Below are 1,959 nucleotides of genomic sequence, written 5' to 3' on the forward strand. Positions count from 1 at the left end.
AGATGAAAAACAACTATGGGTTGAAGCAAAAGTTTCTCCAAATAAAAAGCTGAATTTATCAATTGATTCTCCTGCGGTACTTAAATTAGAAGGCCAGAGTTACAATGCCAAAGTTATCCAAGAAGCCCATACAATTGACCCTATTACTCGTACTCGAATTATTAGGTTAGGAGTAGATAATTCGGATGATAATCTTCATTCAGGCATGTTTGTAAAAGTTTACTTTCAGTTTGCCACAAAGCAGAAAGTGATGGCTGTGCCAGAAGAAGCATTGATCCGCAGCGCAGATGGTGATTGGACCGTATTTGTCGAAGACCACCCTGGAGAATTTAAAGCTGTAGAAATAGAACTAGGCCGAGCCTTAGGTGGTTTTAGAGAAATCATTGGCCTTGATAGTGGAACGCGAATTGTAACTAAAGGCGCATTTTTTGTTGCGTCTGAAATCGCTAAAGGCGGATTTGATCCGCACAACCACTAGGGAGCAAGACTATGTTTAATAAAATAATAGATTGGTCTGTTAATAATAGACTCCTGATTTTGATTGCGCTGTTTGCCACTATGGTTGGTGCAGTTATGGTGATCCCAAAATTAAATTTGGATGCCTTTCCTGATGTTACTAATGTTCAAGTTGCTGTAAATACTGAAGCGCCAGGACTGGCTGCTGAAGAAGTTGAACAACTCATTACGTACCCCATTGAAGCGGTAATGTATGCCCTACCTGATGTAGAACAAGTGCGCTCAATTTCTAAAACAGGCTTGTCTGGCGTTACGGTTGTTTTCAAAGAAGGCACCGACATTTACTTTGCAAGACAACTCGTATTTGAGCGTCTTCAAGCCGCAAAAGAACTGATTCCAGAAGGTGTCGGCACACCCGAAATGGGACCAAACACCTCTGGGCTGGGCCAAGTATTTCAGTATCTTCTTATTTCAGATAAAGGTGCAGGTTATGATGCTATGGCGCTTCGAAGCCTTAACGATTGGATTGTTAAGTTACTCGTTATGCCTGTCGATGGAGTCACTGATGTATTATCTTTTGGTGGTAATGTTAGGCAATACCAAGTCAATGTCGATCCATCTAAGCTCTTAGCATATGAACTAACGCAAGAAGACGTTGTTGGTGCCCTAGATAACAACAATGCGAATGTTGGCGGATGGTACATGAACCGTGGGCAAGAGCAGCTTGTTATTAGAGGTGCAGGCTGGTTTGAGAGTGGTGAGGCTGGCATCAGTAATATCAAACAAGTTCCCGTTAAAACAGTAGATGGTACGGTTGTTACGGTTTCAGATATTGCTAAAGTTGAAATGGGCAGTGAAATTCGTCAAGGTGCTGTCACAATGACGCGCAAAACCGAAGACGGTAAAGTCGAAAATTTAGGCGAAGTTGTCTCTGGCATTGTCTTAAAACGCATGGGTTCAAATACTAAAGCCACCATTGATGGTATCAATGCAAGAATTCCATTAATTAATCAAGCATTGCCAAAAGGTGTTCGCTTTGAGCCTTTTTATGATCAGGCTGATTTGATTGAAAAAGCCGTTGATACAGTAGTTGATGCACTATTACTAGCATTTATTTTCATCTGTATTGTATTAGCACTATTTTTAATGAATTTACGTGCAACCTTCTTGGTATTAATATCTATTCCAATTTCAATTGGTATCGCGTTAATGATCATGGCTTGGTGGGGCATTTCTGCAAACCTTATGTCATTGGGTGGCATTGCCGTAGCCATTGGTATGCTAGTTGATGGTTCAGTCGTGATGGTTGAAAACATGTTTAAGCATTTAAATAGACCAGACTCTACCCATTTAAAAACTGTAAAAGAAAGAGTGCCTAGTGCTGATACTGACCCACATGATGTTGAACACGATGATCACGGCATAAAATTGCGCCTTAAGCAGGCTGGTAAAGAAGTTGCTCGTCCCGTATTTTTTGCTGCGTCTATTATATTAGTAGTTTTC

2 protein-coding genes are annotated in these 1,959 nt (G+C 40.8%); both read left to right on the forward strand.

Features of this window, described 5'->3' with window-relative positions:
• On the forward strand, positions 1-478 hold a 478-nt coding region (locus P20311_RS04650; RefSeq protein WP_036984853.1), incomplete at its 5' end, for an efflux RND transporter periplasmic adaptor subunit.
• Between the two features lie 11 nt (positions 479-489).
• Positions 490-1,959: efflux RND transporter permease subunit (locus P20311_RS04655; RefSeq protein WP_036984857.1), on the forward strand; the 1,470-nt coding region annotated here is incomplete at its 3' end.

Origin of the sequence: Pseudoalteromonas sp. BSi20311 (assembly GCF_000239875.1) — a bacterium.
In the GTDB taxonomy this organism is placed as follows: Bacteria; Pseudomonadota; Gammaproteobacteria; order Enterobacterales; family Alteromonadaceae; genus Pseudoalteromonas.